Here is an 18,145-nt window from a genome sequence, read left to right on the forward strand (position 1 = left end):
ATTTGCCCATGAACTATCTTCTCGCTCTCTGGTGCCTGTCGCTCGCGATGTTGCGCCAGAGAAAAATGGCGCTGCTATTTCCCATTCTGTGCTTCTTCACGCCAAAAGGATTCGGGCTGATCGACGTCGCCGCATTACCCTATTTGTCGTTGAATCGTGCGATTGTCCTGTTCATGATGCTGTCGTTCGTGCTTTACGTGATGGCGGCGGGATTCAGGATCAAGCAGACACATTTTCCGCTGGCTTCCGCGTTCACCATTCTCGGTCTCTCGTTTCTGGCTTCGCTGGTTTCGAATCCAGATACCTGGGCGTCCGACGCGGTCACGACATTCATGTTGTTTTCCGAATTGTTCTTCCCGTGCTTTCTGATCTGGAATTTCTGCCAATCGTCGCGCGATGCGGAACGCGCGCTGCGATACATCTATATCGCCGGTATCGTCGCGTCGATTTACGGCACGGTGGCGTTCGCGACGCACTTCAACCCGTTTCTCGACTACATGAAAATGACGACGCCCACGGGCCGGGTGCTCGCTGCGGACTATAGCGGCTCGGTGCGCGGCGCGCGTGCGGTGGGCATGATGTCGAACGCCATCACATATGGCGCATTTCAGGCCATGACTTTCCTGATCGGCATTTTCCTGCTGCGCGCGAATCGCTCCGCCTCGCGACTGCTCTGGTACGTGTTGGGTCAGCTCGTTCTGTTTGTCGGCATCTTCGCCACGGGTTCGCGAACGCCACTCGTATTCGCGCTGTTTTCGACGCTCGCCTTCGTCTGCCTCGCGCGCACGCGGCACAAGATTGTCGTGGTGCAGGTGGGCGTCGCCGTTTGTGCGATCGCCAGCGTAATTGGTCTGCAATACATCGAGAAAGTGATGGACTTCGCCCTTTCGGTATTCAGCGCGAATAGCGCCGCCAGCCAGTCTGGCAGTTCGCTCGATATGCGTCTCGGCCAGGCGCTCATCGCCTGGAATTTCTTTACCGACGCGCCGTGGTTCGGCGGCGGCGTATCGAAGACACGCTCGATTCTCAGCTCGGGCGCCTACCCCGACTTCTATGGCGCAGAGAGTGCGATCTTCCAGTGGGCCATCGATATGGGCGCTTTCGGGCTGTTCGCTTTCGTGGCCCTGTTCACCAGGATCTTCGCGCAAGCCCGCAAGCTGCCGAACCAGTCGGGACGCGCAGTCGTGGTGGGTATGACGGCGGGCTATATCGTCTTCGTGATCTCGACCGGCGTCCTGGAAACGATGCAGTTCTTTCTCGCGATTGTCGTGCTGATGTTCATCGCAGAGGGACGCCGCGTGTCCGCTCCCGGCCGTTATCACGCACAGGAGCGCATCGCGCATGACGCGATATCCGCAGAACGCGCTCAACCGCTGGGTTAACGCCTGCAGCAGAAATGAAAACGACCGGCGTACCTCTTGCTATGAGGCGCGCCGGTCGGGAATGCAACGTTGTGCGCAATTGCGCACGGAATCAGCGTCCTTCGAGCGCCCCGCTGTCCAGTTTGCGCTGAAGCGCGCGCGCGAAAATCAGCAAACCCAGCGCAACTGCGCATAGCGCCGCAAACACGCAGCTTGCCGCGAGGAATGCGCCGAGCTTGCCGCTATCGCGCCAAAGCCACGCAAAGTGACGCGTCGCGCCTGCGATCAGCACCGCAACGAGGACCGTCACGCCAAGCACATCGAGGCGCAGCTTCCACCGCACAATCTTGCGCCCCACCACCGAACACCCAAAGCAATACGTCGCCCCCGCCGCCAACGCCGCGCAGCCCGCGCCCACGCCGCCAAAGCGCGGCGTAAGCACCCAGCTCAGCAGCGCATTCAACGCCAGCACCAGCGCCGCCGCGATGCACATCGTCGCCTTGCGTTCCTTGAATTCCAGTGGCTTGTGAAAGAACGGCCCCAGCGAGAAACTGAACGACGATGCCACCAGCAGCGGCAACAGCGTCGCCGCCGCGCCAAACCGGTCACCGAGGAAAAGCCGCGTCGCCGTTTCGGCCACGGCATACACGAGCGCCACGAGCACCGCGCCCGCGCACAGCAGCCACGTAATCAGATCGCCAAGCTGGCGCGCCGCCGCCTGCTCGTTGCGCGAATTCCACGCCGCCATCAATTGCGGCCAGGTCGCCGCGAGAATCGGCGCCATCACGAGATTCACCGATCCCACCACGAGCGTCGACGCCGCGCCATACAGGCCCGCCATTTCCGCACCGGACAGCGCGCGCACGAGGAGGCGATCGCAATACATCGCGAGATTCATGAAGATGAACCAGAGCGTCATCGCGCCGCCGTAAATGCGCAACTTATGAAATACCGTACGCGCGCGGCGGGAAAACAGCTTGTCGCGCACCGAACGCGCGAATAGCCCCGCACGCCACGCGCCAAACATCGCGCCCAGCGCCTGGGCTGACGTTACCGCGAGTAACAAGCCGCTCACGTCGCCCTGCCACAGCTCGCACACGAGCAGCGACAACGCGATCTTCAACCCGCCCGCACTCGCCTGTTGAATTGCATACGGCCACGCACGCTGCTCCGATTGCAGAGCCGTGCCCACCAGCGTAAACAGCGTCTGCGCCGCGATCGCGAGCACGCAGACCGGCCAGAGCGCGCCGTCGTGCGGATCGACCAGGACCGCAATGCGCGCCAGCAAATAGAGGACGGCAAGCACGCCGAGTATCGCGCTAGCGCCGATCAGCACCGCCGCTTTCGCATAACTCGCCGCGCGCGCGCCCGACCCGGCCAGATAGCGGCCCGTGGCCTGCTGCAACCATTGTCCTGCAACCGAACTGGCCAGCACGATCACGGTGATCGCAACGGTATAGCCGCCGTAAATCGAGGGCGCAAGGCGGTGAGTCAGCAAAGAGATGAGGACGATGTTGAGTCCCGCGTTGCTGCCGATGCCGAGCGCGTAAGGCACATAAGTCGACCAGATCTTGCGCAAGCGTGTATTCATGACGCGTCCACCGGTCGGTGCTGCGCGAGCGCGTCGAGCAGCTTGTGCACCGACGCTTCCAGCGTAAATTGCTTCGCGAGCCCGATCGAACGCGCCGCGAACGCCGCGCGCCGCGCGTCGTCGCCGAGCAGCGCGACCAGCGCATCGCCCAGCGGTTGCGCCGCTTTCGGCGCCACGACGAAGCCGTTCTCGCCATCCACCACGAAGTCGCGCGTGCCGCCGTTGTCCGCCGTGACCACCGCGCAGCCGCACGCCATCGCTTCGAGTGCGGGCAGCCCCCAACCTTCGCTCCAGCTCGGGCACAGATAGATCGACGAGGCGTTGTAAATCGACTCGCGCAACACGTGGCGCGGCGCATCCTGCACATAGTCGATCCAGTCAGGCAGCAACGCCGGACGCGCCGACGTGCCGAACACCCTCGCGCGTAAATCGGGGAAAACGGCCTTCGCCTGCACCAGCGCCGCCACGCCCTCCGCCGCGCCCTTCCATGTGTGGGGCGAATACAGCATGCTCACGGTGCGCGTGCGCTCGTCGAGCGGCGCGGTCACGAAGAACTCATCGTGATCGACGGGATTCGGCACCTGCCACGCGGCTTCGCCCGCCAACTCATGCACCAGATCGCCGAGCCAGCTCGATATGACGATCTTGCGCAGCGATGAACGCAGCGTCTGGTTCACGCGCCGTTCCGGACCGGACCATGTTTCGTAATGCTGAATAAAATAGAATTTCTCACCCTTGCTCACGGGAAGCCGTTCGACGTACTCTGCGGTCCGCCACAGCGACGCCACCACTACGTCAGCGTCAGGCATGTAGCGCGAGTAAAGCGCGGGCACCACGCTGATCTTCACATCGGCGTGCATCTTCATCCACGGCACCGTTGCCGGTTCGCGCCCTTGGCCCACGCCTGCGAGCTTCGCGCAATCGGCGGCCAGCGAGCGCAGCTTCGTGCGCGTCGTGGGCCGGAAACGCCAGAGAAACAGCGTACGCGGATGCAGTACTTCGACTTCGTGTCCCGCTTCGGCGAGCGCATTCGCGTATTGGTAGACGATCTTTCCGCCGCCCGTGGGCCGGGGCGTGAGACGCGGCAAAACAAAGGTGATTTTCATGCGGTTGGGATCAGCGGCTTTCTTGCGGAAGCGCAGTGGCATCGCGCGCGGCGCTCGCCGGACGAGCCGACGCGCACACGGTATCGGCGATCGCGCGCATATAGGTGTCGACCGTGAACGCGCCCACGTAGCGCTCACGCGCGGCGGCGGCGAGGCGCGCGTAGTCGGTATCGCTCAACGCCACGGCGCGTTGAACGGCGCGGATGAAATCGTCGGCGTCGCTGGCTTCGAACAGGAAGCCGGTCGTGCCGTCCGTCACGATCTCCTTGAGACCGCCCGTCGCCGCCGCGATGACCGGCCTTCCACAGGCGAAGCTTTCGATCGCAACGCGCCCGAACGGCTCGGGCAACACCGACGGCACGAGCGCGTAGTCGGCCCACGCGTAATGCACGGAAGGGTCGTCGGTGAAGCCATGAATCTCCACGCGCTGCGCGCAGCTCGCCGCCGTTTCGCGCAAGGTGTCGAGCACGGCCTCATAACCCGGAAAGACATCTCCGACGATGCGCAATTCCAGCGGCAGCGCGTGTCCGAGCGTGCGCAGCGCATCGACCACGAACTGCTGACCCTTCCAGGGATTGACGCGGCCGATGATCGCGAGGCGCAGTACGCGTCCCTCTCGCGGCCTCACGGGCGCAACGCTGCCCTCGACGTCGACGCCGTTGTGAATCACCTTGCCCGGCAGCGCGAACGCGGCCGCCGTCGCGTGCGAGTTATAGACGAGCGCGGCGCGCGAGAAGCGCAACAATGCGCGAAACACACTCAGCGCGAGCCGCGACGGTATCTCCCGAACATGCACGTAGGTGCCCGCGCGGCGCATGCGCAACGCCGCGATCGCGGCCACGCACACCACGGTATTTACGTAGCAGATGTCATATTGCCGGAACGCGCGCACGTAGCGCCGCCACGACGACGCCATGCTCGCAAGCGTGCCGAGCGGCCGCGCCTTAAGCTTCTTCTTGCGCAACACCCCATTCTCGTCGTACTGAATCCGGCTCGCATATCGCGCCACCAGGTCGACGAGCGGCCCAGGCTCGGGCAGCACCACATCAATCAACGCGTCGGGATGGCGCTCGCGCAACGCGGCCAGCGCCGAAAGAAAGCTCCGGTCGGAACCATACAGTTCCGCACCCTGATGCACCATGACGATGGTTAGCGGCTTGCTCAACGAAACACCTCGGCAACGACGTGGAAGAATCGGCTACGTGCTCGCACGGCGCTCGCAACGCGCCACGCCTTCCACAACACATAGCCACGAATCGCCAGCATTTCCAGCGGATTGCGATCGAACACGCGCAGCCACGATTGCCACAGCCAGATCTGCCGTTGCAGGATCGCGGCGGGATCGGTCGTGCTGCGCAGCGCGGAATCGTGACCGAGTTGCGCGCCGGTGATCCACGCGCGCGCGCCGAGCCGCGAGAGATCGCGGCAAAAACGCGTATCCACGCCATAAAGGCGCAGACGTTCGTCGAACGGGCGCGGACCGAGGCGCGCGAGCAAGGCGCGGCTCATGCACATGCCGCTCATCATCGCGGTGAAGTTGCGCGGCAGCATCGCCTTGCCCGTTACGCCGGGTAGCGACGCACCCTTGATCCACTTGAGGCAACCGGGGCTGATGGTCTTGTCGCCGTGCATGATGCGCGGCGCGTACACATCGGCCTCGCGTGTTTCGATCGCCTCGATCAGTTCGCGAAAGAAGCGCGCATCCACGCGAGAGTCCTGATCGAAGATCGTCACGTAAGGACGGCTGCTCGCACGCACGAGCGTGTTATAGACCTTCGACAATGGCTCGTTCGCCGCCGACGAACAGTAACGCCACGGCATGCGCAGAAAATCGGCGGGCGGCGGCGCAGGCTGCTCGCGCGCGTTGTCCCAGATGTGCACTTCGGCGTCGATGCCGAGGGCGGCGAAATCGATCTGACTCAGCGTCATCAATGTTTCGGCATCCTGAGGATGGCGTCGATACAGCACGACGATCAGATCAATCGCCTGCATGATGCTCGCTCTCCAGCCGGCTGCCCACGACGCGCGCGGGCACGCCCGCCACGATCGAATACGGCGGCACGTCGCGCGTCACCACGGCGCCCGCCGCGATCACGCAGCCCTGTCCGATCGTCACGCCGCCCAGCACTGTCACGCGCGCGCCGATCCAGCAATCCTCGCCAATCGCAATCGGCTTGCGCGTGGTGCCCTGCTCGCGGATCGGCCGCGCAAGGTCGGCGAAATTATGATTCTCCGGATGCGCGCTGAAATGCTGGCCGATGATCGTATTGCGCCCGATGCGCACGCCGCCCGAACCGCCCACACTGGAGAATTCGCCGATACCGCAACCGTCGCCGATCTCGATGTACGCGCCAGGCCGCGCGATATCGGTGCCCACGACGAGCCGCACATACGCGCCGATCGTCGCGCGCGCGCCGATACGCAATCCGTCGCGCCCGAGGCCGCTGAGGATCGCGCCGTCGCCGACGGTCGCGTAACGGCCGATGCGCACCTTGCGGCCAAAGCGCAGTCGCACGCCGCGTCCCACGAAGCACGGCGTCGCGCGCGCGCAGCGCAATGTCGTCAGCAGCGTGCCACGCGCGAGATTCACGCTCTGCTCGGTGAGAAACAGCAGCACGTCCAAGCCGCCGATATCGGGCGCCAGCGCTTTTCCGGGGCGAATGCGCCGCAGCGCAGCGTTAACCATGCCCGTCAGCATGCGCGTGCCCGGCGGCGAGCGCCGGTCTCGGTGTGTGTCATGAGTGATCCGTCACGTGGGGCCATCAGGTCGCCGCAGCAAGCGTTTCGGGCAGCGCCACGCCGTCGAGACAGCAGCGCAGCGCGGCGTCCCATTCGGGCGCGCGCAGACCGAAAGTACGCCAGAGCTTGCTGCAATCGAGCGCGGAATTCGCGGGGCGTTGCGCGGCCGTGGGCCATGCGCCGCTGTCGATCGGGCGCACGTCCGCCGTGCTGCCCGCGATCGCGGCAATGGTCGACGCGAAGTCGTGCCACGAGGCGCAGCCGGACGCCGTGAGGTGATAAAGGCCCGAGCGCGCATCCCACCACGCGCCGCGATCGTCCGCCGCGAGGCTTTGCGCGACGATATGCGCGGTCTGCGCGGCAATCGTCGCGCTCCACGTCGGCGCGCCGAACTGATCCGCGACGACGTCGAACGTATCGCGCTCCTGGGCGAGCCGCAGCATCGTGCGCAGGAAGTTCTTGCCGCGCATGCCATAGACCCAGCTCGTGCGCAGAATCAGATGGCGGCAGCCGACGTTCGCAATCGCGCGCTCGCCCGCCAGCTTCGAAAAGCCATAGACGCTCAGCGGACGCGCGGTGTCGGTCTCGACATAGGGCGCGGTCTTCGTGCCGTCGAACACATAGTCGGTCGAATAGTGGATCAGCACCGCGCCCGCGCGCTTCGCTTCGAGCGCCATCACATGCGGCGCTTCGGCGTTGATGCGATACGCGAGTTCGCGCTCGGTCTCGGCGCGCTCGACCGCCGTATAGGCCGCCGCGTTGATCACCAGTTGCGGACGCAGATCGCGCATGACCTGCACGATCGAATCGGGATCGCTGAGATCCAGACCCACGCGCTCCGGCGCGACCACGCGGCCCAGCCCCTGTAGCGAGCGCATCAGTTCGTGGCCGACCTGGCCGTTACGGCCGGTCAGCAAAATCAGCGGAGTCGCGCGCCCGTTTTGCACGCCGATACTGCTGCTCATCTGTTCATCTCCCAATCGGGTTTCGATTCGTCGCGGTGCCATGCATTCAATACGCGTTGCTGTTGACGAGGCCCTTCACCACCGTCGCCATCACGATGCGCATGTCGAGCGCGAACGACCAGTTGCGCAGGTAATAGAGATCGTGCTCCACGCGCTTTTCCATCTTCTCGATGCGATCGGTTTCACCGCGATAGCCATTCACCTGCGCCCAGCCTGTAATGCCGGGCTTGATGCGATAACGGTGGATATAGTCGGCCACGACGTCCTGATAGAACTCGTCGTGTTCGAGCGCGTGCGGACGCGGACCCACCACCGACATTTCGCCGCGCAGCACGTTGATGAATTGCGGCAGTTCGTCGAGACTCGTGCGCCGCAAGAATGCGCCGACGCGCGTGATACGCGAATCGCCGCGCGTCGCCTGCGTGACCACGCCATGCTGTTCGGCATGCACGCGCATGGAGCGGAACTTGTAGATGCGGAACGCGTGGCCGTCAGCACCCTTGCGGTATTGACGGAAGAACACCGGGCCGCGCGACGAGAGCTTCACCGCCACGGCAATCGCGATCAGCAGCGGCGACAACGCAAGCAGCGCGGCCGCGGCAAACAGGCGGTCGAAGACGTCCTTCTTCACCATCGCATGTGGCGGCAGCGGCGACGCGATCAAATTGATGGCGGGTTCGCCGATCAGATCGGTCATACCGCCGTCGAATAGCGCGACGCTCTGCATGTCGGGAATAAAACGGATATTGACCAGCTCGTTGCGGAATTCGCGCACGAAATGCTGGATCGTCTGACTCTCCGAAAGCGCCAGCGCCAGCCAGATCTCGCGCACCTTATTGCCGCGCACGCGCGCGACGAAGCGCTCGAATTCGCTCTCGCCATTCGCGTCGCGGCGCTCCATCGCGGCGGGATCGAACATCGCCGTCACGCGAAAGCCGCTTGCGGGCGATGTCTGCACTTTGCGCACGAGTTCGCGGCCGCGCTCGCCGTGTCCGACGATCGCCACGTCGCGCAGATTCATGCCCGCATGGCGCACGCGGCGCATCACGCCATGCACGACGAGACGCGAAACAATCAGCGCGCCGCCCGAGATCGCCGTCCAATACACGAACCACAGGCGCGAGACCAGATCGGTACGATGCAGCGTAAACATCAACACGAGACCGCAGACCTGCACCACGATCCATGCGAGCGCCGTCTTGCCGACAAGCGCCGGCAAGGAACGGCCGCGCCACGACTCGTAGAGCCCGAACACCGGAAACGCGGCGAGCGCAAAGGCAATTGCAAAGGCGATGAACGCGCTGTTCATCGGATTGACGACAGCGTCCTGATAGCGGATCTGCGAAGCCAGCAGCGCGCCCGACCCGATGAGCGCGGCGTCAAGCAGCCGCGCAAGCAGTCCTTGTATTCCTGGCATTATCCGACTCCCGTGCGTGAGGTCTGCGGCGAGGGCACGCAGCCCATCGATTCGCATTCCTGCCTGAATGGCGAGCGGCGCGCCCGTGTTCTGGCGCATCGCGTCATCGCGGGCTTCGGCTGCTTTGGCTGGCGCCATCGCCTTGTCGACGCCCGGTGCGACCCGGGCCAGCCTCCGCTCGTTGCAATGCATCATAGACAGGCGGCCCGCAGCGGCTTCGCGCCTGACCGATCCGGCCAACATGTTGGCGGGATCGGGTCAGGCGGCCGCGCGCAATCAGCCAGGCAGCGACAAGACGGCGAATCCGCCGCCGCGCGATATCAACGCGAATGCGAAGGCCGATGAAGCGCAGATTGAATTGGCGCTATCGAGAAGGAAATTGGCGCGTACGGAATGGCCGATGCGAATCCACCGTGCGAAAACCGGCAGAAGCGATTGAAAAACAGAATAGAGAGAATGACGCGAAGAATGACGAGAATACAGCGCACGTTCGTGCGGGAATCGCGAAGGGAATATTCAGGCGGAAAAAATCGGTAATTCGAACTCAATCAAGCGGGATAGCAGAATGACGGCGCGGCGATTTTTACCGAAACGCCAAAATGGCCGAAATGACCGAAACGTCACATCATTCTGTTGCTCGGCACGTACGCGTGCGCAAAGCCCTGGCTTTCCCAGGCGTAGAGCGAACCGAGCGATTCGATGCCGCGAAACGGCTTTTCGATGCTGGTGCTCGCGCCGTGCTTCAACCCGGAATCGATCACGTCATGCGAGGTGCCCGGGGCCACGCACAGCACTACGGGCACGGCCGATTCGGACTGCGCGAGCTGATACAACGTCTCGTAGCGGCAGCAGTCCGGGTTGATCCAGTCGATCAGGCAGACGTCGACCGAGACCTCCGCCAGCAGGCTCCGGAACGCTTCGTCGTTCGATGCGGCGAAACAGACGTGCCCCGACAACGCACAGGTTTCGAGGACGCGGTCGAGCTCTGCCAGATCGGGTTCCAGAAGGGCAAATTTCATGTGAGTGGGAGCACCTGCAACGACGCCATTAACCAGGGTTTGGGCACCACTGGATTCAACCGTTCGCATAACCCGCGCGACGAGCAACGTGGTGACGTTCCAAAAAGTCTACGCGAAGTTTTCGGAAAAAGTGTCAGAAAAGGTTAATACCTGGGAGATATCCTGGCATCGCGAAGAATGATTAAACTTTTCTTTGCCTCTGCCGATAATTCAGAGGATGAATCCAGCCCGATTCCAATCGGCGCGTCATCGAATCAGCGGGTCGGTTTTATGCAATTCGCACATTTTCGGGCGTGCCCGCTCAGGGTATTTGAAAGTCGGTGGTGAGCGCTACGAAAACTTTCACTGCGCGTCGTTTCGCCTCGCAGGCGACAGTCGACTTGAATGGCGCACGATGGCCGCGCCCCCGCATCCATCAACAACGCACGAGCCCGCACGCACACTGAGACGCACGGTATAGCGCAAAGCAATGGGCGTTATATCGTTGCGCGGTTCGCGCGCTTCCACGCGACGTCGTCGCGCGGACACGCACGCGCAAGCACCCGACAGCAGACACGCATCGTCGACGGACGCGCACAGCCTTGCGCATGACCGTGCAGTAAACTGGCTGCCTCATTCTCCCGGGAAACTACATCGTGCCTCTCACCGCGCATCAGCCGAGCCGTGGCGGCAGCGCCGTCGCTTTCGCCGCGCGCAGCGCGGGTAAAGCCATCGGCGTCGTCGTATTCAATGGATTTTCCTTGCCGGAAATGGCGCGGCTCGTGGAAGCGTTCCAGCTGGCCAACACGATGTCCGCACCGCACGCGGACGCCGGCCTGCAAAGCGCCCCGTGGCGCGTCACGCTGCTCTCGCCTTCGGGCGGCCGCATCGCCAGCGACTCGTCGGCCTTCGTCTGGACCGAGGGATTCGACGAGCACGTGCCGTCGTCTCCATTCGACACGCTGTTTCTCGTCGAAGGTTCCGGCTTGTCTGCCGCGTTGCGCGATCGGCGCGTCACGCACTGGTTCACGCGTGCGGAGTCGAACGGCGAGCGGCTGATCGCATCGGCGCGGAGTTTGCGATGGCTACGCGCACCGAGCCGGCATGCCGCCGCGTTCGAGGACGCGCACACGATTCATCACGACGCAATGCGCCACGCGAGCCGCGTCAGCGAAACACGCTTCGCCGCCGCGCTGCAATTGATCGAAGCGGACCAGGGCGCGGCCATCGCGCAACGCGTGCAAAGGCAAATCGCGCATCGCACCGAATCGCCCTTCCCCGTGAGCGCCGACGCTATCGCGAAGCGCGGTCCGAGTGAGCAGATTCAAGCCGCGATGCACTGGCTCGAAGCGCACTGGAACGAATCCGTGGCGATGCATGAAGCCGCCGACGCGGCCGCGATGAGCGAACGCAATTTTCTGCGCCGCTTCAAGATTGAAACCGGACAAACGCCCAACGCGTTTTTGCAGCGGCTGCGTTTCGACGCGATCTGTCGACTGCTTGTGCAAACCGATCTGCCCGTCGAGCACATCGCGCGCCGCTGCGGCATCGGCAATGGCGTGCGGCTTGCGCGTCTGCTGCGCAGTCGGCTCGGCGTCACGCCTGCTGAATATCGGCGCGCGCCCGTGCTTTGAAACCTGAAATCCGGATTGAAACCTGAATCCTGCGTGCCGCCGCGCGAATCGCGCACGCGGCGTGTGAAGACATCACGCGCACGCCCGCAATTCAAAGAGCGTGATCGATCTGTTCAACGTAATCGGCGTGATTCGCATTCACGCGGTCGTGCGGCGCATGTTGGTGCGATATTCCGTGGGCGTGGTCGAGAGATGCTTGCGGAACAGCTTCGCCAGCCAGCCGCCGCTGCCGAGACCGCATCGCCGCGCAACCTTGTCGACGGGCAGATCGGTGTCGACGAGCAAACGGCAACACATGTCGATCCGTACGTAGAGCAGATAGTCCGACGGCGTCACGCCCATTTCGATCTTGAAGCGGCGCAGAAAATTGCGTTCGCTCATCGCGGCAATCTGCGCCGCGTCGTCGATCGTGATGGGGCGGTCGCCATTCGCCTCAAGCCATTTCGCCGACGCCTGAATGCGTTCGCTGACGAAGCCCGACACGTTCTCGCGTATCGTCGCGGTAAATGACGTCTGCTGCTGCGTCATGACGCGGCCCACGGCCTCGCGTGCGAAATCGCCGCCGAAATCCTGCTCGATCAGCGCAAGCGCCTTGCGCACCGGCGCGGTCGCGACGGCCGCAAACCCGCCTTCGGCCGAACGATGCGGCTCGCCTGCGCCGCGCAGGAACGCGTCCCAGCCATGCGTCGAACGCTCGACACCGGCGGCGTCGAGCAAGAGCCGCCCGTCGCCGATCGGCACCACGGCTTCGCTGCGCGAGCCCTCGCGTTGCAGCCAGCGGATCAGCCGCTCGTCGCGCAATGCATGACGCGCACCGGCGCCGCCCGCAACGAAGAGCGTATGGAAGCCGTCCGAGAAGCGGCGGTTTTCGACACTTTCAGTCCACACGAACACGGACGAAGAACTGTCGATGCGTCCGCCTGCGATGGACAGCAGGGTCACGTCGTAGCGGAGCTTGCCGCTCATGGCCGGCTCCGATTGCGATAACGCATTCGCCGACTGGAACATCTCCAGAACCGTTGCCGCTTCGGGCAACGCAAAGCCACTAAAAAGGAGCAGGCCAATGCGTCTCGCCGCATCCAGATGCGGTAAGACGCGCAACTCCGCGACGTTATTTCTTTGACTACGTGTCCCACACTCCATCGGTTACCCCGCTAATCAATTGTCATATCAGCTTGCGTCGAGCTGACTTAATCGACTGATCTGATCGTACAGTATGTGGGTACACGTTTAAACACCGACTGGCGGAAATCGCCAACATGTTGGCGGCAAATGGCATTCGGCAAAAATCGGGAAAACGTTTGCCTCCCTTTTCAATATTGCCGATAAGACATGGCATAAGAAAACCGGTTGAAATCCGCCAGATTCCGCTGCCGAAGCAGCGCGGATCGCACCATCGAGGCAGCCATGAAATCCTTGTTTTCATTGATGTTTCATGCCCTGCCCGAGGCTTAGCCGAGTGCGTCGCCGCGCGCATTACCCTGCAATTCGGGCTTCTACTTATGCGCGATGAATCGGCAATTCACATTTATGCAATTTTGCACCAAAGTCGCGCGACCTTTGGCGGATCTATATAGAGAGCGAATATCCGATTAGGTGAATTATGTTGATTGCCGAACAGATTCAGTTCGCGCCCTGCACGACAGGAATGCATTCGGTGGCTTTCGGCATGCGCGAGCGCGCGCGCAAGCGATACTCCGCCGGCGTGCACGCAAAACGTTTTACGAATACGCGCGCCATGGTTTCTCCGCCGCGCCAGCCGCAGCGCCTCGCGATACCGTCGAGCGAAAGGTCGGTCGAGACGAGCAGCGTCGAGGTCAATTCAAGCCGCGCGCGCAACAGGAATTTCAGCGGCGTGAGTCCGGTTTCCACCTTGAAGCAGCGCAGGAAATTCCGCTCGCTCATCGCCGCCATGCGCGCGACGTCGGACACCTGCACGGCATGCGTGCAATTCGCCTCGAACCACTGCACGGCCGCGCGCACGCGTTGCGTCGACGAGGCGGCGCTGCCCTTCACGAATACCGAGTTCAGCGCGCTCGCACCCGCCGACGACAATCGGCTCGCCACCTCGTGCGCGACGAGCACGCCAAGATCGCGCTTCACGCGCGCGAGCGCGGTGGTGGTGGGCGTGGCCCAGTCCGAAGCGTCGGCGGCCGCGCGCACGGTCGCCTGGCCGCATCCGCCATCGCGCCAGCCGCGTGCGCGCGCGGCGTCGAGCACCTCGCGCCCTTCGGCGAACGCTTCGACCATCGGGCAGCCGGGCAGCGTGGCCGCGAGCCAGCGCAACAGGCGCGGCTGCGCCGCCGCAAGGCGCGCGCCTTCGCCATCGCCGATGAACAGCACGTCAAAGCGCGTCGCGCGATGCATCTCGCACGCATGCGTCCACACATCGAGCGACGACGACGAACGAATCTGCCCACCGTCGAGCGATAAAAAGCGCACGTCGTAAAACGTCGCGCCATTCGAGCGCGCCGCGTGTGCTTCATTGGCGAAGCGGAACAAATCGGAAATCACGCTCATCATCAAGAAGCTGAAGCCTTCGAACAGCACCACGCCGATGGTGCGGCCGGCGGCTTCCACCTCGGCATTCACGGCTCGATCGTCTTTCTGCGTCATTGAACTCTGCATGGATGAATTCGCCTCCCGTCGCGTCGCATCATAGTGTTGTCGCGGCGCGCGCTTGCGGGCCCTGTCGGTTTTCAACATCAGCTCGGCGGATTCGCCCATGTGCGCGAATCCGCCCAGGATGGGTTGCAATCGGCCACGCCCGCGCCCTTTCGATTCGCGCTGACTAAGATGCACCGGCAATGATGTACCGGCAATCGGACTCACGGCCGGACCAACACACAGAGACATCGCGACGATGGCGGGAGGATGGCTGAACATGGCGGATGCGGGGCTGCAACAACTTTCGCCCGATGCAACGCCCCGAGCGAATGCCGGGCGTCATCGCGCGAAAAAAATCGGCATCGTGGTTTGCGACGGTTTTGCGCTGTTGCCGGTCGGCGCGGTCGTCGAGATCCTGCATCTCGCGAACCGGGTGCGGGCCGGCGGCGCCACGGCGGAGTTGCCTTATGACGTGCGCCTGCTTTCCGTGCACGGCGGCGTCGTGCGCAGCGCGTCGTCGATCGGGCTGCAGACCGCGCGCGCGGAACCGCCCGCTCACGCCGAGGCCTTCCATGCCGTGTTCGTCGCGACCGGCGACCCCGCGCGCGAAGACGCCGCCCAGGAACCGGCGAGCACGGCGCTGAACCGCTTCGTCGGACTGGCCGACAAGGTTTTCGCCATCGCCGACGGTGAAGCACACGACAAAGCACTCGACAGAGCGCACGAAGAAGCGGCGCGCCCCGCGTGGCTGCGCGCGCAGGTGGCGCGCACGATGGCGGAACACGACGGCATCGAGCGCAGCGGCGCGGCCATGAGCCCGGTCGAACTCGCGCTCGCGCTGGTTGAAGCCGACCTCGGCGCGGCCATCGCGCAGGACATCGGCCGCCGCGCAAGCCAGCCGCTGCGCTGGCAGTTCTGCTCGCTCGCGGGCAAACGCTCGGTGGCGGCGCTCAGTCAGCAGATCCAGCGTGCGGCGCACTGGCTGGAGACCAACGCCACGCGCGACATCAGCACGGACGACGCGGCAAAATTCGCCTCGATGAGCAACCGCAATTTCCAGCGCCGTTTCAAGGCGGAAACCGGCGTGACGCCGTCCGACTATCTCCAGCAGACACGCATCGAACTGTGCTGCAAGATGCTCGCCGACACGCGCCTGCCCGTCGATAAAATCGCGCGCCGTTGCGGCCTGCGCGGCGGCGCGCAGCTGTCCAAACTGCTGCGGCGGCGCTTGAACACCACGCCCACCGATTACCGCGCGCAAATGCAGGCCTCGCACAAGGGCTGATCGCGTCGCCTGCTTTGCGCCCACGTGCGCCCGAGTGCGCGCGATTGTCGTGATCGGCCAAACCGGGTGCGATTTAGCCAATCGGGCGCGTGCGTCATATTGGATTGCTAAATTGATTGCTGATCGCAACGATGCCTGTGAAGCCGGTCAGTACCAGAAAGCGCGGGAAATGTGGGCTGGCGCTCATAACGGCCCATCGGCATCGCGAACTGCACGGCGCACTGTTGCACTGTCGCGCCATCCTGGCGCTGAACCTCAACCGGAACGTGAACCTGCCATGCGTGCATCTGACGTCGATTCGCGATTGCCCGTCCAGGCTTCGAATGCGCTCGACAATATCGAACGTTGTTGCACGCGGCTGTTCGAGCGCTGGTGCGAGAGCCGCCGCGTCGTGCCGCTCGCCTATTTGATGCACGCGTGGCCGATGGCCGATCCGGGCGCGCATCGCGCCAAACGGCTCTCGGGCGCGCTGCGCGATCTGCTGCGCTTTCACGCCGACACGCTCGATTCCGGCGACCGCCGACTGATTCGCTATGCGCTCGCGGCGGCGGATATGGCGACACTGATTTAGGGCGCGCGGCAGTTCAGGCAAGGCGTCGGCCAATGGGTATCAGCCGGACAAAGCGTGTCCGGAAGGAGCGCAATTCGCGGCGGCAATTTCGTCATTTCATTTCTGGAATTGTGTGGCAATCCGGACACGCGTTGTCCGATTTGCGCTGCAAACTGCACTCTCCAAGGCAATCGGGACTCACCACATCATGATGAAGCACAGTCAAACCGGCGGACGAAACGTGAATCGTCGCGATGCCGCGCTGCCCGATTCCGCGCGCCCGCTTGCGCATGCGCCGCTGCGCATTGCCATCCGCTTGTGGGGCTACGATGCCGCCGTCGCGCAGACGTGGCTCGACGCGCTGCCCACGCTCGACGGCCTGATCGGGTGGAGCATCGCGCTCGCGCCGGACAGCCCCGGTGCGCACATGGTCGTGCATATGATCAAGCCTTCGCAGATGCCCGGCGCCACGTTCTGCTGGAATTGCATGGGCGCGAATCGCGCGATTGCGCGCATGGATCCGGCCGACGGCGCGGCCATCGCGCTGTTCGCCGGTCACGCGAAGGCCTTGCCGCCGACGCGCGACGGCTTGTGGATGACGTCCGGCGCGCTGCCGCCGCGCGCTGCGCTGTTCCGGCTCGCGCATCTGATCGGCGCGGCGGCGATGCCCACGTCGTCGGGTGATTTTGCACTGCGCTACCACGTGCTCGAAATGATCGGCGGCGAACTCGACGCAGCGTGAGCCAGGGGCGCTCGCCCCGCTCGATTGCGCCTTTGGCGCAGCGCTAAAACGCCTGCGCGGACCGCGCGCGTCCGGTCCGCGTGCCGCGCTTCGCTCTCTGCATCACTCACTCGCTTCACTCTTTCGGGAAGTCAGATCGTGTATTGTCCTGCGCATCCGTTCGCCACGCCGCACGCCATCCGGAAAAAGCCGATCGGCATCGTGCTGTTCAATGGCTTTGCGCTGTCCGAGTTGTCGCGACTCGTCGACGCGTTCCAGCCCGCCGATGCGGACAACACGCCTGCCGTTCCCGGCAACGCCGCGCCTTGCGACGTAGTGCTGTTCTCCGCCGCGGGCGGCCGGATTGCGAGCGCGAATTCGGTCTTCGTCTGGACCGAGCGTATCGAAGCGATGCCGTTGCAAGGCGATTTCCACGCGTTCTTCGTGCTGAGCGGCAGCGGGCTTGCGGCCGCGCTCAAAGATACGCGTCTTGTCGCGTGGCTCCAGCGCGCGGAATCGAGCGGCGAACGCGTGATCGCGACCGCATCGACGCGGCAACACCTGCGCGCGGCGGGCGTGACCACACACGATGCGACTCACGCTGCGCACGATCTGATCGCTGCGGCACGCAGCATGATCGACGACGAACGCAGCGACAAGAAAACGACGCACCAGGATAGTCCGGATACCTATGCAAACAAACCGCTATCCGATCTCCCGGCTTACAACTCGCTCGCGAACGAACGGATCAACGCCTCGATCCGCTGGCTCGAAGCGCACGTCGACAAACCGATGAGCATTCGCGACGCCGCGCAGGCCGCCGCCATGAGCGAGCGCAATTATCTGCGCCGCTTCAAGGCCGCGACGGGCTTCACGCCCTCGGAATACGTGCTGAATCTGCGCATCAAGGCGATCTGCCAGTTGCTGGTGGAAACCGATCTGCCCGTCGAGAAAATCGCGCGGCGCTGCGGCATCGGCAGCGGCGCGGGATTGTCCAAACTCTTCCGCCATCACTTTCAGCTGACGCCGACCGACTACCGCCGCCAGTTCGCCGCGGAACGCGAGCGGCGCATGCGCGAAACCGCCCCGACCGACCGCACGCCGCTTCAGCAGATCCGTGTCATGACGCCCGCGCTCGCGCGCAGCGAGCTTCAATTCGCCCTGTAATCGC

The 18,145-nt window shown here is 63.9% G+C and carries 17 protein-coding genes; 7 read left to right on the forward strand and 10 right to left on the reverse strand.

Annotated elements, in window-relative coordinates; genetic code table 11:
* Positions 1-8 precede the first annotated feature (8 nt).
* A complete protein-coding gene (locus tag BMY06_RS27710; RefSeq protein WP_074986526.1) occupies positions 9-1,382 on the forward strand; it encodes an O-antigen ligase family protein in 1,374 nt (457 codons plus the stop codon).
* A 91-nt stretch (positions 1,383-1,473) separates the two neighbouring features.
* On the opposite strand, the gene BMY06_RS27715 is transcribed toward BMY06_RS27710, so the two are convergent.
* From BMY06_RS27715 to BMY06_RS27745, 7 genes are all read right to left on the reverse strand, one after another.
* A complete protein-coding gene (locus tag BMY06_RS27715) occupies positions 1,474-2,952 on the reverse strand; it encodes a lipopolysaccharide biosynthesis protein (protein ID WP_074986528.1) in 1,479 nt (492 codons plus the stop codon).
* Complete coding sequence (locus BMY06_RS27720) at positions 2,949-4,058, reverse strand: glycosyltransferase family 4 protein (protein WP_161495549.1); 1,110 nt, start codon at positions 4,056-4,058, stop codon at positions 2,949-2,951. Before BMY06_RS27720 ends, BMY06_RS27715 begins: the two co-directional genes overlap by 4 nt.
* A gap of 10 nt (positions 4,059-4,068) precedes the next feature.
* On the reverse strand, positions 4,069-5,223 hold the full coding sequence (locus tag BMY06_RS27725; RefSeq protein WP_124261624.1) for a glycosyltransferase family 4 protein: 1,155 nt from the start codon (positions 5,221-5,223) through the stop codon (positions 4,069-4,071).
* The gene (locus BMY06_RS27730; RefSeq protein WP_074986534.1) at positions 5,220-6,050 is read right to left on the reverse strand and encodes a glycosyltransferase family 2 protein; all 831 of its coding nucleotides are present in this window, start codon (positions 6,048-6,050) and stop codon (positions 5,220-5,222) included. The genes BMY06_RS27725 and BMY06_RS27730 overlap by 4 nt, the downstream gene beginning before the upstream one ends.
* Positions 6,037-6,744, reverse strand: coding sequence for an acyltransferase (locus BMY06_RS27735; RefSeq protein WP_161495548.1), 708 nt, complete (start codon positions 6,742-6,744; stop codon positions 6,037-6,039). The genes BMY06_RS27730 and BMY06_RS27735 overlap by 14 nt, the downstream gene beginning before the upstream one ends.
* A gap of 76 nt (positions 6,745-6,820) precedes the next feature.
* The gene (gene rfbD / locus BMY06_RS27740) at positions 6,821-7,762 is read right to left on the reverse strand and encodes a dTDP-4-dehydrorhamnose reductase (RefSeq protein WP_065057871.1); all 942 of its coding nucleotides are present in this window, start codon (positions 7,760-7,762) and stop codon (positions 6,821-6,823) included.
* A 46-nt stretch (positions 7,763-7,808) separates the two neighbouring features.
* The gene (locus tag BMY06_RS27745; RefSeq protein WP_074986536.1) at positions 7,809-9,179 is read right to left on the reverse strand and encodes an undecaprenyl-phosphate glucose phosphotransferase; all 1,371 of its coding nucleotides are present in this window, start codon (positions 9,177-9,179) and stop codon (positions 7,809-7,811) included.
* Positions 9,180-9,264: 85 nt separating this feature from the next.
* Here BMY06_RS27745 and BMY06_RS39000 point away from each other — a divergent pair, with 85 nt between their 5' ends.
* Positions 9,265-9,618, forward strand: a complete 354-nt coding sequence (locus BMY06_RS39000) for a hypothetical protein (protein WP_124263295.1) — start codon at positions 9,265-9,267, stop codon at positions 9,616-9,618.
* Positions 9,619-9,799: 181 nt separating this feature from the next.
* Here BMY06_RS39000 and BMY06_RS27755 read toward each other — a convergent pair whose 3' ends face one another.
* A complete protein-coding gene (locus BMY06_RS27755) occupies positions 9,800-10,198 on the reverse strand; it encodes a response regulator (protein WP_065057868.1) in 399 nt (132 codons plus the stop codon).
* 635 nt (positions 10,199-10,833) lie between these two features.
* Between BMY06_RS27755 and BMY06_RS27760 the strand changes: the two genes are divergently transcribed.
* Positions 10,834-11,811: a helix-turn-helix domain-containing protein gene (locus BMY06_RS27760; protein ID WP_080180336.1), complete on the forward strand. Its 978-nt coding sequence runs from the start codon at positions 10,834-10,836 to the stop codon at positions 11,809-11,811.
* A gap of 138 nt (positions 11,812-11,949) precedes the next feature.
* On the opposite strand, the gene BMY06_RS27765 is transcribed toward BMY06_RS27760, so the two are convergent.
* Positions 11,950-12,777 (reverse strand): helix-turn-helix domain-containing protein, encoded by an 828-nt coding sequence (locus BMY06_RS27765; RefSeq protein WP_231957419.1) that lies wholly within the window; start codon positions 12,775-12,777, stop codon positions 11,950-11,952.
* Positions 12,778-13,434: 657 nt separating this feature from the next.
* Positions 13,435-14,427 carry a helix-turn-helix domain-containing protein gene (locus BMY06_RS27770; protein ID WP_065057865.1) on the reverse strand — a complete coding sequence of 331 codons (993 nt, stop codon included), beginning with the start codon at positions 14,425-14,427 and terminating at the stop codon, positions 13,435-13,437.
* Between the two features lie 268 nt (positions 14,428-14,695).
* Here BMY06_RS27770 and BMY06_RS27775 point away from each other — a divergent pair, with 268 nt between their 5' ends.
* The 4 genes from BMY06_RS27775 (at position 14,696) to BMY06_RS27790 (ending at position 18,141) form a co-directional block, all read left to right on the forward strand.
* Entirely contained in the window at positions 14,696-15,703 is a 1,008-nt protein-coding gene (locus BMY06_RS27775; RefSeq protein ID WP_074986542.1) for a GlxA family transcriptional regulator, read from the forward strand.
* Positions 15,704-15,980: 277 nt separating this feature from the next.
* A complete protein-coding gene (locus BMY06_RS27780; RefSeq protein WP_080180334.1) occupies positions 15,981-16,274 on the forward strand; it encodes a hypothetical protein in 294 nt (97 codons plus the stop codon).
* Between the two features lie 220 nt (positions 16,275-16,494).
* Positions 16,495-16,995, forward strand: coding sequence for a hypothetical protein (locus tag BMY06_RS27785; RefSeq protein ID WP_124261618.1), 501 nt, complete (start codon positions 16,495-16,497; stop codon positions 16,993-16,995).
* A 138-nt stretch (positions 16,996-17,133) separates the two neighbouring features.
* Positions 17,134-18,141, forward strand: a complete 1,008-nt coding sequence (locus BMY06_RS27790) for a helix-turn-helix domain-containing protein (RefSeq protein ID WP_074986543.1) — start codon at positions 17,134-17,136, stop codon at positions 18,139-18,141.
* Positions 18,142-18,145: the final 4 nt, after the last annotated feature.

The sequence above is a fragment of the Paraburkholderia tropica genome, from assembly GCF_900109265.1.
Classification (GTDB): Bacteria; Pseudomonadota; Gammaproteobacteria; order Burkholderiales; family Burkholderiaceae; genus Paraburkholderia; species Paraburkholderia tropica.

Bases quoted from the DNA above. Each gene is read 5' to 3' on its own strand.
- BMY06_RS27710 (WP_074986526.1), top strand. From the start codon at position 9: ATGAACTATCTTCTCGCTCTCTGGTGCCTGTCGCTCGCGATGTTGCGC.
- BMY06_RS27715 (WP_074986528.1), bottom strand. From the start codon at position 2,952: ATGAATACACGCTTGCGCAAGATCTGGTCGACTTATGTGCCTTACGCG.
- BMY06_RS27720 (WP_161495549.1), bottom strand. From the start codon at position 4,058: ATGAAAATCACCTTTGTTTTGCCGCGTCTCACGCCCCGGCCCACGGGC.
- BMY06_RS27730 (WP_074986534.1), bottom strand. From the start codon at position 6,050: ATGCAGGCGATTGATCTGATCGTCGTGCTGTATCGACGCCATCCTCAG.
- BMY06_RS27735 (WP_161495548.1), bottom strand. From the start codon at position 6,744: ATGGTTAACGCTGCGCTGCGGCGCATTCGCCCCGGAAAAGCGCTGGCG.
- rfbD (WP_065057871.1), bottom strand. From the start codon at position 7,762: ATGAGCAGCAGTATCGGCGTGCAAAACGGGCGCGCGACTCCGCTGATT.
- BMY06_RS27745 (WP_074986536.1), bottom strand. From the start codon at position 9,179: ATGCCAGGAATACAAGGACTGCTTGCGCGGCTGCTTGACGCCGCGCTC.
- BMY06_RS27755 (WP_065057868.1), bottom strand. From the start codon at position 10,198: ATGAAATTTGCCCTTCTGGAACCCGATCTGGCAGAGCTCGACCGCGTC.
- BMY06_RS27765 (WP_231957419.1), bottom strand. From the start codon at position 12,777: ATGAGCGGCAAGCTCCGCTACGACGTGACCCTGCTGTCCATCGCAGGC.
- BMY06_RS27770 (WP_065057865.1), bottom strand. From the start codon at position 14,427: ATGACGCAGAAAGACGATCGAGCCGTGAATGCCGAGGTGGAAGCCGCC.
- BMY06_RS27775 (WP_074986542.1), top strand. From the start codon at position 14,696: ATGGCGGATGCGGGGCTGCAACAACTTTCGCCCGATGCAACGCCCCGA.
- BMY06_RS27780 (WP_080180334.1), top strand. From the start codon at position 15,981: ATGCGTGCATCTGACGTCGATTCGCGATTGCCCGTCCAGGCTTCGAAT.